A 13,242-nucleotide genomic window follows, 5' to 3' on the forward strand; every position below is an offset into this window, starting at 1 on the left:
CCTATTATCGACCGTATGTTCGCGTTGAGATGATGAACTCGCGAACATACAGCCTGTCGGAAGGCCGTAAGGGGCTGTATGTTCGCGGCGGCCTCGTTGAGACGCGAACTTAACGCGGTATCACCGGCTACAACGCAGTATCACCGCGGGATTACCGGGGTATCCGCGGCTGCCGGGGTATCACCGGCGGCAACGCGCGGTATCAACGTGGCCTCGCCGCGGCCTTACCTCGGTATCAACGCTGTCAGCACGAACCAGTGGTCCTCGGTCCGGATCGTCACCTCACCGCCGTACTGCGCGACGATGTGACGAATCGACTTCACGCCGAATCCATGCCGTGATGCGTCCCGCTTGGTCGTGCGCAGCGCGCCGGTCGAGTCCTTCTTGAGCGTCGAATCGTAATAATTCTCCACGCGAATCACCATGAACCGACCCTGCCCATACAAAGCCAGTCGAATCAGACGCTGCTGCCGGTCGGGCAGTTTGCTGGTCGCCTCGATGGCGTTGTCCAGCGCATTGCCGAACAGCGAGGCGATGTCCATCGAGGACATGCCGGCGAGCAGTTTGCCATCAGCCACCGCCGTCAGCGTAATGCCACGATCGGCGCACGTGCGCATCTTGGTGGTCAGGATCACGTCCAGCACCGGGTTCCCGGAGTGCTGCTGGGCGCTCGCCGCCGCCACCGAAGCCTCCAGCTGTTCGAAGCCGGCCGCCGCATGCTCGGGGTCGACTTCCGCCCGCAGCGCCGCGATCTGATGCTTGAGATCGTGCGCGAGCCGTCCGATCGACTCGATGTTCTCCTTGGACGCCAGATATTCCTGATGCTGGCTGGCCAGTTGTGCGTTGATGGAGGCGAGCTCGGCGTTTGCTGCCATGCGCCGCGCCTGCTCCTGCTGCGCGTAGAGGATCGCGCAACCGCAGAAATCCACCAATGTGCGGATGTAGAACACCTCCTGCCCCACGGTTCCGGAGAACGGCGTATTGGTGGAGACGAAGCTCAGGTTACTCATCGCGAACGTCACGATGGTGATGGCCACAGTGCCGAGCAGCAACGGTACCGAGATGTCGGTCGGCCGATCGCTGGCGAAGTTGCCGCGCTCCAGCAGCCAGGCGGCGAAGAAGCATAGGGAGTACGTCAACGCCAGCAGCAGTAGCGAATACCACTGTTTGGCGGCGGCCGTATCCCCCAGATTCAGGAACATGACCAACTGCCAGTGCAGCGACGCCACCAACTCACCCAGTACGAACGCGCGCGCGGTGATGTACAGGCCTTCGCGGTTGCCGGTGCCTGCGCCGAACCGCACAATCGTCCACATGCCGCCGAACGCCAGCAGCATGCCGATGATCCAGAACCATAATGGCATGATGCCGTCAAAGTACTGGATGACGATCATGCCGGCCAGTCCGGCTGCGCTGACCACCGCCGTCCGTTGCCACGGTACACGGCGGTAGATGGCCAGAATATAGACGATGCAGGCCAGCCATTCGCACAGCGCAGTGTAGATGCGCGGAATGTCCGGCAGGGCGTTGGTGATGGTGCTGCCGTTCATCGGTCAGACTCCGACTGCAGCGGTGGTGCCGGAGGCGGTCGCCGTGGGAGCTGCCGCAGATCCAGCTGCCATGGGGACAGCCGCAGAGCCGGTTGCTGTGGCGGCTGCGTTGTCTGCGGCGCCGATGGCCACATTCGAAGTCGCCCCACCTGATCCCAGATAATTGGCCAGCGCCACCAGAAACGCCTTCTTGCGCGGGCGACTGATGCGCAGCGCCTCCCCGTTCGACATCACGCAATCCTGACCATCCACGCCGACCACATGCTGCATATTCACCAGATAACACGAATTCGAGCGGAAGAAACTCTGCCCGGCCAGTCGCTCCTCGAAATCCTTCAACGTGCCGGTCACCGACAGCTTGCCGCCGAGCGTGTGGATGATGATCGTGTGCCGAATCGATTCGATGTACAGCACGTCGGACAGTTCCACGCGCATCTGTCTGCCGCCGGCGTCGATCAGCATCGCATCATCCGCACGACGACGGACCATGTCGATCGAACGCTTGATCTCCTGGCGGAACGCGAAATAGGGGACCGGTTTGAGCAGATAGGAGAGCGCCTGCACTTCATAGCCGTTGATGGCGTACTGCGGGGCGGCGGTGATGAACACGATCACCACGGAATCGTCGCGTTCGCGAATCTGCCGGGCGGCCGCCATGCCGTCCATATGCTTCATCTCGATGTCCAGCAGCAGGATGTCGTACGTGGGCGTGTACTTCTCGACGATCCGTTCGCCGTCGTCGAACACGGAGATCGTGAACTCCGTGCCGGTTTCGCTATGGTATTGGTTCAGATAATCCAGCACCCTCTGGCAGGCGGTGGGATCGTCTTCGACCACCCCAACCCTGATATCGCGCATGACCTTGACCTCCCGTCATGTTCCTCTCCCCGCCATCCTAGCCGCTGGCCTCGGCTGGGTGGGCGGCGGGCGGCGCGGAAGGCGGCGGGCGGCGCGGAAGGCTGCGCGGGAACGGAACCAAAAGGAAAAGCCCGGCTGGGTGGGCCGGGCTTTGAAGGAGAGAAGGAAGAAGAAGGGATTCAGTTATGTGTTTGGCCTTTGCGGCCTGACTCCATATAACCGCACCCGGTTCAATGCTGTGTGTAAATGGTCTGGGAATTTCGTGTGAACGGCGGCTTTTCGGGTTGGTTCGGGCCTCCCATATTGCCCAAGTCCTATTGCGTATCCCTCTGCACAGCTCGCGCGATATCTCAGCGACTATATCTCGCCAACCGTCCGCTGAGCGGTGAGGTTAGTGTCCGTACTACTGCCGCTCCTCGAAGGTGACGCCGTTGCGGGCGGCGAGGCGCTCGGCCTTGCGCTCTTCGCGGCGCTCCTTGCGTTCCTCGGCCTGCTCGATGTGCTGGATGCGCAGCTGACGCCAATCCTCTCGCATGTCGCGGAACCGCTCGGCAAGCGTCAGCTCGTCGTTCGCCTTGGCCTTGCCGGCAGCTTCCGCGCCCGCTCCGGTATCGGCGGCTGCCGAGCCCCTCGCCAAAGGAAGCCACGCGGGCGCATCGTCCGAGCTCGCAGCCAAGGCGTCCGTGGCGCTGGAACCCAGCGCGTCCGCGGCATTGTCCGCGAGCTTGGTGATGCCCTCCTTCACCAGGCCCAGCAGTTCGCGCAGCGTATCCGGGATCGGCTCGTCGCTTTCGGTGGCGGTCTTGGTCAGGCGGTCGATGCGCCGGCGGATCGCGTCCGCGTCTTCGGGGTCGATCTTGAGGCCGGCGATCATCGACTGGCGAATCGTCTCATAGTCGAGGTTGGCGAAGAAGTTCAGCTGCTGCAGCGTCATGAATCCCTTGAGCTCCGGGAAATGCTCAAGAATGTAGTCTTCGCGATCGTCGGCGGCACGGGTCCAATCGCGTGTGAGTTTGGGGTCCCAACTGGCGGTGATCGACCCCTCGCGCATGCGGTAGTGGTAGAGCACTTTGGGAATCCGCACCACTCGCGTCGCGGAGCCGATTACATTGCAGATGCGGGAGAGGTCCTCGATTTTACGGCCGACCGGGAACAAGAAATCGTTGTTCTGATAGGTCGAGGCCGGGGCGAGGAACGCCCAGAAATAGCCATCGATTTCGGCTTTGACCTGCTTTTTCAGCGCCTCCACCGGTGTGAGCACCTGCACTTCGGTGAAGTCGTTGTGACGATAGTTGGAGAGCAGCGGTTTGCCGTTCTCTGAGATGGTGTCGAACTGGAACATCACCAGATCGGCGTCGTACTTGCGCATGGCTGCGAGGCAATCCTCGACCAACGTGGGGGCGACGGTGTCGTCGGAATCGGCAAAGTATATATAGTCGCCGGTGGCCTGCGCGATGCCGGCGTTGCGCGCATCCGAAAGGCCGCCGTTCGGTTTATGGATGACGCGCACGCGCGCATCCTTGGCCGCCCAGGCGTCGCACATGGCGGGGCAGCGGTCGGGTGAGCCGTCGTCGACCAGCAGTATTTCCAGATTGGCATACGTCTGGGATGTGATGCTCGTCATACAATCGTCGAGGAACTGCTCGACCTTGTAGACCGGGATGATGATGCTGACCAACGGCTCAAGTTCCATATTCCAAGGGTAACGCCGGGTCCCGTCGCAAGGGAGGAGTGCGGTGCGATGTGAGATGCCGATGGATTCCGATGGTGAGCGGATGCCGTGCGCGACACGCAGTGCGAAAATTTTCGCATTTCGGGCCTTGTTTTTGTTCATATGCCGTGTATAGTGAAACTTGGCTCAACGAAGAGAACCTTCACTGAACCGGAAAAAAGTAAACGCTGAAGCTTGCAGTTTCCGAAAGCAATGTTGTAGTCGGTGGCGACAGGTCGAAGCACAGTAAAGAATAAATCCCTTTACCACGGATCGTGAGGCACGTACCTGCCTCTGAAAGGATTGCAATTATGGCAGAAGTCGTTTTCGACCACGTCACTCGTATCTACCCGGGCAACGACAAGCCCTCTGTGGATGATCTGAATCTTGATATCAAGGATGGCGAGTTCCTCGTCCTCGTCGGCCCCTCTGGCTGCGGTAAGTCTACGACCCTTCGTATGCTCGCCGGCCTGGAAGAGGTCAACAAGGGCCGCATCCTCATCGGTGGCAAGGATGTCACCACGATGCAGCCGAAGGACCGCGACATCGCAATGGTGTTCCAGAACTACGCTCTGTACCCGCACATGACCGTTGCCGACAACATGGGCTTCGCCCTGAAGATCGCCGGCACTCCGAAGGAAGAGATTCGCAAGCGCGTTGAGAAGGCCGCTGAGATCCTCGACCTGACCGAGTACCTGGACCGCAAGCCGAAGGCTCTGTCCGGTGGTCAGCGTCAGCGTGTGGCCATGGGCCGTGCAATCGTTCGTGAGCCGAAGGTCTTCCTCATGGATGAGCCGCTCTCCAACCTCGATGCCAAGCTTCGTGTCCAGACCCGTACCCAGATTGCCGCTCTGCAGCGTCAGCTGGGCGTCACCACCCTGTACGTGACCCACGATCAGACCGAGGCTCTGACGATGGGCGACCGCATCGCCGTCATCAAGCTCGGCATCCTGCAGCAGGTCGGCGCTCCGACCGAGCTGTACGATCGTCCGGCCAACGTCTTCGTCGCCGGCTTCATCGGCTCCCCGTCGATGAACCTGAACACCCACCCGGTGGTCAACGGCAAGGCGAAGATCGGTGAGGACACCGTTGATCTGCCGGCCGAGGCCGTCAACAAGCTGACCGCCGAGGACAACAACCAGATCGTGGTCGGCTTCCGTCCTGAGGACGCCAGCCTGGCCGCCTCCGACGACCCGAACGCCTTCTCCCTGAAGGTCGTCAACGTCGAGGATCTGGGCTCCGATGGCTACATCTACGGCAACATCATCACCGATGGCTCCGCCGCCGAGGCCTCCCAGGTCATGTCCGACCAGAACAAGCTCACCACGATTCGTGTGAACCCGCGTGCGCTGCCGAAGGTCGGTGCGACCGTCAAGATCAAGATCGATCCGGCCAAGATGCACCTGTTCGCTCCGTCGACCGAGCTGCGTCTGAACTAATAGATACTTGGCGAGGTCTAATCGCTTCGTCAACCATTAAACGAGGTTATTCTCTTCCTCTCTTATGACCTCGTTGGAAAAGCCCTGCATAGCTGCGGGGCTTTTCTTTTTGCCTAGAAAACGTACGCTAACTGACCTCGCAAATGAACATTTTCTACAACTTTTTCCTAGAAAGGGGGTATGGTTGTGTGCAGCATCCCCTTCGCGAGCGGTGAGGTTCACCTTCGAATAATCGTCCGACCATTCGATTTTGCTGGCTAGCCATGGTATGACGTCCTGCGTCGGGTCGGCAAGGTTCACGATGCCCATAGGCTCGTACAGGGCGGGCGTGTACCCAAGTTTGCTTGCGGTGGAGTTCACTCCTTTGGGGTTGTGGTTTTCTCCTGCCAAGGCGCCGGCCGGCTGTCCAATAGTCAGCGACAGGTCTTTGTTCTGCGTCTGCTCGGCGGAGTTTCCATTCTGTCCGCTACAGGCCGCCAAGGACGCCACGATCGCCACCGATGCGGCGACTGCCATCAGTTTGGTCCCGAATTGTTTTTTCACGTGAAAGCCTCCTTGCTTTCGCTGATTTATCCGACCGCAATGAGAAACGGAAGGAAAACTGGAACCGGTTCCAGTTAGGTGTACATGTTAGCATCATGTATTCCCGGAAGCAACTCCGCGAGCCATGGCTGTACAGGACAGGCTCGCGGGGGCACCGGTCGTCAGACGGATTCTCTCAGCACCAAGGGGGCGCGGAAGATCGCGGAATCCCGCACTCTCTTCTCTGAGCCTAGGCTCCTTTTCAGCAAATCGACCACAGCGGAGGACAATTGCTCGATCGGCTGCGCGCATGTGGTCAGCGAAGGAGACAATGCCCTGGCGATTCGAAGATCGTCGAATCCGACAAGCGACACGTCCTGCGGCACTTTCCTGCCCGCCTGGAGCAAGTACCGCAATGCCCCCGCGGCCATTTGGTCTGAATGCGCGAAGACAGCGTCGACTTCAGGATGATTCCTGATTACACGGATCATGCCTCCGAAGCCACCTTCCACACTGAAATCGGCTTCCATGACCACCTCGGGCTTAAGCCCGTCCTCTGCCAAGGCCTGTTCGAATCCCTGGTTGCGGCCTTGCGGAGCGCTCATGTCGAATGGGCCTGAGATAACCGCCATATGACGTCGTCCACGTTCCACAAGCAACCTACCGACATCGTATCCTGCGCGTTTTTGGTCCACGTCGACATAGGGGCATCTCAAACCCTTGGGAGGTTTGCCGATGAATACCCATGGGACATCCGACTCCCCCACCACACGAAGCAATGCGTCGCCCATGTGCGAGCTGATGGCGACGGCCGCATCGGCTCCTGTCTCCCGCAGCAGCCGTCCGAAGCCATCGGCATCCTTGGGATTGGCTAGCGAGAGGAACGGGATAAGCCCTTCTCTCGTCAGATTGACCGACAGGCTTCCCACCATCTCGGCAATGTTCGGGTCACCGAAGATGAAGGAGGGGGTTTCCTGTACGACCAGAGCGACGATATCGGACGTTCCCTCCGATAATCTTCGGGCCGTGGGGTTAGGCACGAACTGCAGTTGTTTGGCAGCGTGTTCGACTTTTTCACGAGTCGCCTTGGAGGCCGGACCGTTGCCCAGGGCACGGGATGCCGTGGAGACCGCGACCCCGGCCATCTTCGCTACGTCGCGTATCGTTGCCTGCTTGCGTATCGTCATGACGAAGCCTCCCCCAGGAGGTCGCCCGGAGGGTTCAGCATGACGGCAAGCATGGCCGTAAGCGCGAATTCTATGGGTTCGACGAGTTCCGGGGCGTCCTCCTCGTCCATCAGCCATTGCAGCTGGACGCCGTCCATGACCGCGAGCATGGATTCCGCCGCAAACTTTGCACGACGCTCATCCTCAAGTGTCATCTGTTCGCCTTGCATCTGCCGACGCTCGGCGACGATCTGCCGGAGCGCATCTGCCACTTCGATGCGCAGATTGTGGTAGCGTTCCCGGAAAAAGGCGTTTCCCGGATTGTCCTCGGCAATGGATTCCGACGAGAACATCGTGAATGCGCGGACCAGTCCGCGACGATGCGCGTTGAGATACGTCGTGTACATCAGCTGATGGAGGCATCCCATCCCCTTTGGCATGGTTTTCCCGGGACGGGATTCGACCTCCTGGCTGTCCCGGTATTTAAGCACTTGGATGAGCAGATTATCCTTGGACCCGAAATAGTGAAGCACCCCTGCGCGGGTCATGCCAACTATATCCCCTATATTTTGGAGGGTTCCGTTTGTGAATCCTTTTTCCGCAAACACCTCCAGTGCCGCCTGCAGAATTCGATCACGCTGAGAAGGCGTTCCGTCCCCGGGGTCATCCTTTCTTACCTTGCTCATGGCCAAAGTCCTTTCTGTTGAAGCTTGGCATCGTTGCCTTTACTGGTGAAACCCTTTGATTCTACGATACTCGTTTTTCCCTCGGCTAGAAGCAACGTGCGGGCAAACGTGTTCCGACACGGTATGACGCGTGTCATTCGCTTGACAGGTTACTGACCAGTAAGTAGAATGTGAACCACGTCCGCGAGGACGCACGAAGCGGGTCATTCCGCTTCCGAGGCTCACTGAAGAGTCAACGCCATAAATGGACGGGCACTGGTGCCTGAACATCGAAGGAGAATGGAATATGTCACGTTTCACGTTACGGAAGCTGGCCGCGGCCGCTCTCGCCCTGGCCATGGGCGTGGGGCTCGCCGCCTGCGGGGGAGGCAATGCAAACAATTCAAACGGCGGTGACAATGATTCGTCGTTGACCATTGCCAAACCCGATGGCACCGTCGGCTCGCAGAACAACAATCCGTTCATCAGCGATTCGTCCGGTTCCAAGCTGGGCTACACGACCGCCATCTATGAGCCAGTCGGCATCATGGATGTCCTCGATCCTTCGCGCGAGACCAAACCTTGGCTGGCATCGAAGATCGAATGGGCGACAGATTACAAGTCCGTGAAGCTCACCGCCAGGGACGGCGTGAAATGGTCCGATGGCGAGAAGTTCACGGCCGAGGATATCGCCTACACGTACCAGTTGTTCGTCGACCATCCTGAGTTGGATATCAATGCCCTGGGCGTTTCGGGGGCGACCGTCGACGGCAATGTCGCAACCGTGACTTTCTCCGAATCGATGTTCACCAAGCGGGATCGTGTCCTTCATAAGCTGATTGTGCCGAAGCACATTTGGTCGAAGCAGCCCGATTTGACCACCTTCAAGAACGAGAATCCAGTAGGCACCGGCCCGTACAAGCTCAAGCAGTTCAGTTCCGAGTCCACGGTGCTTGTGGCCCGTGACGATTATTGGGGTGGGAAGCCTGCCGTCAAGACTTTGTATTACCAGTCTTACAACGACAACACAATGCTGGTCAACGCACTGGCCAACGGTGACGTGGATTGGGCTCAGATGAGCCAGCCGCCGAACGTCTCCACCTATCTCAACAAAGACAAGGAGCATAACAAGAACTGGGCTCCTACTGTGTTTGCGGCAGACATCCTGTACTTGAACACGACCAGGGCTCCTTTCAATGACGTTGCGTTCCGTAAGGCCGCGAACATGGTCGTTGACCGCGAGAAGCATGCGAAAATCGCCCGCGAAGGCATAGTGCCTGTCATCACTTCTGTCACCGGTCTGCCCACGCCTGTCGGCGATGATTTCATCGTCGACAAGTACAAGGGCCAGGAGACCAAGGTCGATGTGGCCGGCGCCAAGAAGGTTCTGACCGATGCAGGCTACACCTACGAGGGCGACAAGCTCATGAAGGATGGCAAGCAGGTCACTGTGACCCTGTCTGTGCCTCAGGGCTGGACGGATTACGTCACCGGCATTTCCCTGATTGCCGATGAGCTCAAGGCTATCGGCGTGGATGCCAAGACCAAGACCCCTGATTCGGACACTTGGACCGAGAACATCCACACCGGTGACTTCGATGCGGTGCTGCATTGGGTTGACGCAGGCACCACGGCCTATGACTTCTACAGCGACACCATGGACGGCCGCTGGCTCAAGCCAATCGGCGAAGCCGCGTCGTTCAACTTCGGCCGCTATGACAACGACGAGGCCACGAAGGCGTTGAGCACTTATGCCAACACATCGGATGACTCCGAGCGCGAGAAGGCTTTGGAGACCCTTGAAGACCTGTGGGTCGAGGAGGTCCCGGCAATTGCTGTCGGCAACCGTCCGATGACGGTGCAGTACAACACCAGGAAGTTCACTGGTTGGCCTGATGACAGCGATCCCTATGCCGCTGCTGACCCGACCTTCCCGACGACCTCCTATCTGCTGATGCAGCTCAAGGCCGCCAAGTAGCAAGTAACGTCACGGCATGACGATATGGGTGCGGCTTCCAAGCCGAATGGCTTGGAAGCCGCACCCATATCGAGGCCCGTCGCCAATTCAAAGGATGATTTGTAATGAGCAATGAATATCTTCCGCTCGACGGCGACTGGATGCTCCTGTCGCCGGATCCCAAGCACGCACCTGAATCGCTGCGCCATCGTCTTCAGGCAGGCATACCAGCCAAAGTCCCCGGCGAGGCGACGGTGGACCTGTTGCGGAACGAATTGATCGCCGACCCCTTTGACTCAGACAACGAAAATACGCAGTTGTGGATCGGGCGGACTGACTGGCGGTTCGAACGGCACTTCGAGTGGCATGACGACGGGCGAACCATGCATGAGCTCGTTGCGTTCGGCCTTGATACCATCGCTACAGTCAGCCTTAATGGGCACGTCGTTGACAGAACCCGTAATTGCTATCGGTCCTACCGCTGGAACGTAAACGAAATACTGCACGAAGGAGACAACGTCCTTACGGTTGATTTCACCGCTCCAATCGACGAAGCCGACCGCTTGGAACACCGGCGCGGCTACTATCCGCACGCGGAGAGATGGCCATTCAACCAAATCAGGAAAACGCCCTACAGCTTTGGATGGGATTGGGGCGTGGCAGTGCCGGGAGCCGGTATATGGCAGTCCATCGGCATCGAGTCATGGTCAGGGGTGCGGATTGCCCAAGTGCGTCCTCTGACCTCGCTCGAAGCGAATGGCATGGGCGAGCTCAATCTGTATGTTCGCATCGTCCGCGAAGACAAGGGTCGTGTCATCGACATGTCTTCCCCCCATGACGCAGAGACAACGGTTCATGTCGCTGTCGCATTGACCGGAAACGATAATGAATCCGCGCTGAACGGGGAAATCATCTGTCCTCCCGGGCACAACGAAGGGCACTTGCAACTGCAAGTGCCTAAGGCCCGTCAATGGTGGCCCGTTGGCTATGGTACCGCCGAACTATATGATCTCAATCTCCGCGTCTCAACGGCCGGGGCCAACACGGACGACGAGGACCGACAGGATGACGGCACCACGGACATGTGGCATCGCCGCATCGGATTCCGCACCATCTCCATAGATACCGCCACGGACAAGTACGGGCACCCGTTCCGATTCATCGTCAATGGACGTCCCATCCATGCACGTGGATTCAACTGGATCCCCGACAACGCCTTCATATCGCAAGTCACGGCCAAGGATTACCAAAGGGGCATCCGCGACCTGTTGGAATCCAACTCCAACATGCTGCGCGTCTGGGGCGGTGGCATCTACGAATCCGACATCCTGTACGACCTCGCCGACGAACATGGCATACTCATCTGGCAGGACTTCACCTTCGCATGTGCCATGTACCCGGAAGACACGGATCTGAAAGCAGAGGCAGAGGCCGAGGCGCGCGAACAAATCGCCCGGCTCAGCTCCCATCCCAGTCTGGCATTGTGGAACGGATCCAACGAAAATTGGACCGCCTACGCCAATTGGGAGGGATACGCGCAAGGTATCCGCGATGACGACGCCAAACCAAATCGCTTCGGATACGGAGAACGAGGATGGGGCGACTATTATTACTCGACACTGTTCCCTAACCTGCTCGCCGAGCTCGATCCAACGCGCCCGTATCTGCCTAGCTCCCCTATGAGCTTTGGCGATTACGTGGACCAAGGCAAGGACACCGACGGCACGATGCACATCTGGGATGTGTGGAACAGCGCCGACTATCGCAAATACGCCGACTATCGTCCTAGGTTCGCCGACGAATTTGGCTATCAAGGGCCGCCTGCCTTCAGCACTCTGGCAGGAGTGGTACACGACAGGCCGATGACCCCGTTCGGAAAGGATATGGTAGCCCATCAGAAAGCCATGCTGGGCAATGAAAAGCTGACACGTGGCATGCGATCCCATCTCACGCCAGGGGCGTTCATGGATTACTCGCTTCGTGACGATGGCAGCGTGGACTGGTGTATTCCCACCGACCAATGGGATGACATCGAGGACTGGCATTGGGCGGCGCAACTCCAGCAGGCTCATGCGGTGCGTTTCGGAGTCGAGCACATGCGGTCGTTGGAACCGCTCAACGCCGGGGCCTTGATCTGGCAGCTCAACGATGATTGGCCTGTCATTTCCTGGGCCGCCGTGGATTTCGAAGGCCACCGCAAGCCTTTGTGGCACGTTGCCCGGCAGGCGTTCGCGCCTTGTTTGGCTATCATCGCCCCAGGTTCGTCTCCCCTGGCACAGGCAAGCACATGGCCCGGTGCGCTGCCGCGCAAGGACATCCTTGAACTCGTGTTGGTGAATGATTCCATGGTTGATTGGTCCGGTTCCTGGGTCATCCGACGCATGGGTTTGGATGGGACCACGTCAGCGCAGCATGTCATCCATGCCGCCGTGGCGGCCGGCCAGACCGCAAGGTTTGCAATTCCCGATGGACTTGCTGGATTCGATGATCCCAGTAAGGAGATTCTGGTGGCCGAAACGGACCACGATTTCGCAAGGGTCATCTTCAATCCCGCGGAAGTGATGGATCAGCATTTGGTTGCGCATCCGCTTAAGGCCTCGGTCGTTGATGATGGCGAGCAGGGGTATGCGCTTACCGTGCATGCCGATGCTTATGCGCGTGACGTTTTCGTCATGGCTGACAAAGTGGAGAAGACGGCCGAAGCGGACCAGGGGATGGTGTCGTTGTTGCCGGGCGAGACAGTCGCCATCCATATAAGGAGCGGGAAGGTGGAAGACCCGTCTCAGTTTACGGATAGCAACGTGTTGCGCTGCGCAAACGACATCTGCCGCAACGCCATATGATGACGCGATCATGTCGCGTTGCTCCGTGATTTACGTTACGTCGTAACGTCTCTAACGGAGGCTATGCGAGCATGGGCGGCGGGGATGCCTTATGTCATTTCCGCCGCCCATGTCCCGTTAGGGATTATGCGGTCATCCAAGCTTTGCGATGGCGGAGAGAGCTCCGTCGGAGGCTTCGAGTCTCCATACGCCTTGTTCGGCGTCATCGATTTGGAACGGCGCGTCGGAGCGAATCAATTGCATGATGCCGGAGGGTGAGACCAGTAGTTGATTGGCGGCGTTGATTGCCATCAATCCTTGTTCCAAATGCAGTAGCAACGGCCCGCTTCCATTGGGAGTTCCGTCCCATGTGCGTCCTCGGTTGATTGCGGTCCTTCCAAGGCGGACAGCTTCGATAATGTCCCGGACGCTATTGCTTCTGGCTTCGACCCATGTGGTAGGTGTTCCGGGAAGCCATGGCTGAGACGGGTTGTGATAGTCACTGCCGCCGATGATGGAGACATTCCGATTCCATCGGTTCCATAAAACGCC

Annotated in this window: 9 protein-coding genes and 1 pseudogene; 3 read left to right on the forward strand and 7 right to left on the reverse strand. The window is 58.8% G+C overall.

Annotation, left to right across the window (positions count from 1 at the left end; genetic code table 11):
* Window positions 1–224: 224 nt before the first annotated feature.
* The 3 genes and pseudogenes from BW09_RS10405 to BW09_RS10415 all read right to left on the reverse strand — a co-directional run bounded on the left by BW09_RS10405 (window position 225) and on the right by BW09_RS10415 (window position 4,101).
* Entirely contained in the window at window positions 225–1,550 is a 1,326-nt protein-coding gene (locus tag BW09_RS10405) for an ATP-binding protein (protein WP_140463568.1), read from the reverse strand.
* A 147-nt stretch (window positions 1,551–1,697) separates the two neighbouring features.
* Window positions 1,698–2,408, reverse strand: a pseudogene (locus BW09_RS10410) (LytR/AlgR family response regulator transcription factor); the annotation flags it as partial.
* A gap of 403 nt (window positions 2,409–2,811) precedes the next feature.
* Window positions 2,812–4,101, reverse strand: a complete 1,290-nt coding sequence (locus BW09_RS10415) for a glycosyltransferase family 2 protein (RefSeq protein WP_140463564.1) — start codon at window positions 4,099–4,101, stop codon at window positions 2,812–2,814.
* 329 nt (window positions 4,102–4,430) lie between these two features.
* Between BW09_RS10415 and BW09_RS10420 the strand changes: the two genes are divergently transcribed.
* A complete protein-coding gene (locus tag BW09_RS10420) occupies window positions 4,431–5,558 on the forward strand; it encodes an ABC transporter ATP-binding protein (RefSeq protein WP_044090298.1) in 1,128 nt (375 codons plus the stop codon).
* A gap of 36 nt (window positions 5,559–5,594) precedes the next feature.
* On the opposite strand, the gene BW09_RS10425 is transcribed toward BW09_RS10420, so the two are convergent.
* From BW09_RS10425 to BW09_RS10435, 3 genes are all read right to left on the reverse strand, one after another.
* Window positions 5,595–6,101, reverse strand: coding sequence for a hypothetical protein (locus tag BW09_RS10425; RefSeq protein WP_140464923.1), 507 nt, complete (start codon window positions 6,099–6,101; stop codon window positions 5,595–5,597).
* Between the two features lie 161 nt (window positions 6,102–6,262).
* The gene (locus tag BW09_RS10430) at window positions 6,263–7,267 is read right to left on the reverse strand and encodes a LacI family DNA-binding transcriptional regulator (protein WP_181161816.1); all 1,005 of its coding nucleotides are present in this window, start codon (window positions 7,265–7,267) and stop codon (window positions 6,263–6,265) included.
* The gene (locus BW09_RS10435) at window positions 7,264–7,932 is read right to left on the reverse strand and encodes a TetR/AcrR family transcriptional regulator (RefSeq protein ID WP_140992167.1); all 669 of its coding nucleotides are present in this window, start codon (window positions 7,930–7,932) and stop codon (window positions 7,264–7,266) included. Before BW09_RS10435 ends, BW09_RS10430 begins: the two co-directional genes overlap by 4 nt.
* 286 nt (window positions 7,933–8,218) lie before the next feature.
* Here BW09_RS10435 and BW09_RS10440 point away from each other — a divergent pair, with 286 nt between their 5' ends.
* Window positions 8,219–9,889, forward strand: a complete 1,671-nt coding sequence (locus BW09_RS10440) for an ABC transporter substrate-binding protein (RefSeq protein ID WP_219846530.1) — start codon at window positions 8,219–8,221, stop codon at window positions 9,887–9,889.
* A gap of 104 nt (window positions 9,890–9,993) precedes the next feature.
* On the forward strand, window positions 9,994–12,711 hold the full coding sequence (locus BW09_RS10445; RefSeq protein WP_101673509.1) for a beta-mannosidase: 2,718 nt from the start codon (window positions 9,994–9,996) through the stop codon (window positions 12,709–12,711).
* Window positions 12,712–12,843: 132 nt separating this feature from the next.
* Here the strand turns inward: BW09_RS10445 and BW09_RS10980 are convergent, their stop codons facing one another.
* Window positions 12,844–13,002 (reverse strand): hypothetical protein, encoded by a 159-nt coding sequence (locus BW09_RS10980; RefSeq protein WP_180948977.1) that lies wholly within the window; start codon window positions 13,000–13,002, stop codon window positions 12,844–12,846.
* Window positions 13,003–13,242 lie beyond the last annotated feature (240 nt).

The organism is Bifidobacterium sp. UTCIF-1, from assembly GCF_006408915.1.
Classification (GTDB): Bacteria; Actinomycetota; Actinomycetes; order Actinomycetales; family Bifidobacteriaceae; genus Bifidobacterium; species Bifidobacterium reuteri.

Excerpts from the sequence above, each read along its gene's own strand:
- BW09_RS10430 (WP_181161816.1), bottom strand. The coding sequence starts at position 7,267 with ATGACGATACGCAAGCAGGCAACGATACGCGACGTAGCGAAGATGGCC.
- BW09_RS10405 (WP_140463568.1), bottom strand. The coding sequence starts at position 1,550 with ATGAACGGCAGCACCATCACCAACGCCCTGCCGGACATTCCGCGCATC.
- BW09_RS10445 (WP_101673509.1), top strand. The coding sequence starts at position 9,994 with ATGAGCAATGAATATCTTCCGCTCGACGGCGACTGGATGCTCCTGTCG.
- BW09_RS10435 (WP_140992167.1), bottom strand. The coding sequence starts at position 7,932 with ATGAGCAAGGTAAGAAAGGATGACCCCGGGGACGGAACGCCTTCTCAG.
- BW09_RS10980 (WP_180948977.1), bottom strand. The coding sequence starts at position 13,002 with ATGGCAATCAACGCCGCCAATCAACTACTGGTCTCACCCTCCGGCATC.
- BW09_RS10415 (WP_140463564.1), bottom strand. The coding sequence starts at position 4,101 with ATGGAACTTGAGCCGTTGGTCAGCATCATCATCCCGGTCTACAAGGTC.
- BW09_RS10440 (WP_219846530.1), top strand. The coding sequence starts at position 8,219 with ATGTCACGTTTCACGTTACGGAAGCTGGCCGCGGCCGCTCTCGCCCTG.
- BW09_RS10420 (WP_044090298.1), top strand. The coding sequence starts at position 4,431 with ATGGCAGAAGTCGTTTTCGACCACGTCACTCGTATCTACCCGGGCAAC.